This window comes from Candidatus Hydrogenedentota bacterium (assembly GCA_016791475.1).
GTDB lineage: Bacteria > Hydrogenedentota > Hydrogenedentia > Hydrogenedentales > JAEUWI01 > JAEUWI01.
This window is the reverse complement of sequence record JAEUWI010000519.1, coordinates 1-503: the sequence shown is the minus strand read 5'-3', so window position 1 is coordinate 503 and position 503 is coordinate 1. Positions and strand designations below refer to the sequence as shown.

The window sequence follows — 503 nt, the reverse complement described above, 5'->3', positions numbered from 1 at the left end:
CGCCCTACCGTCAGCGCCAACGACCCCTCTGTGTCAGCCGCCGAAGGCATCATGCGCCGCCCATCGACGGTGCTGGAGGATCTCGCGGCCTACTACAGCGGCTGCACGACCGCCTCCACCACGGTGCCCGCGGGCACGCAGACCCGCAGCTGCATGCGCTACCAAGGCGTCGGCAACTACAGCTGCTCCCGCACGCTGGCGGTGGACGTGACGCGGTCGGTCAACTGCACGCCGGGTGACTGGTTCGCGCACGCCGCGTCGGGCGGCACCGGCTTCGACGTGCAGTGCGTGCCGGACCGTCCGCCGACGGCGCAGCATTTCCGGGTCACGCAGGACGGATCGCCGTTGGCGTACTTCGACGTGGACGTCAGCACGCCGGTGGTGTTCCCGCAGATGGTCGCGGTGCTGAGCACCAGCTACTCCTTCATGACCGGCCAGGAGATCAAGACCGGCGTCTGGGTGGCCGAGAAGTCCTGCACCGGCGACACCTGCAGCGTGCTGGC

Annotated in this window: 1 protein-coding gene; it reads left to right on the top strand. The window is 69.4% G+C overall.

Annotated elements, in window-relative coordinates; genetic code table 11:
- Positions 1 to 30 precede the first annotated feature (30 nt).
- The coding region (locus tag JNK74_30585) for a conjugal transfer protein TraN (protein MBL7650515.1) at positions 31 to 503 on the top strand (473 nt) is incomplete at its 3' end.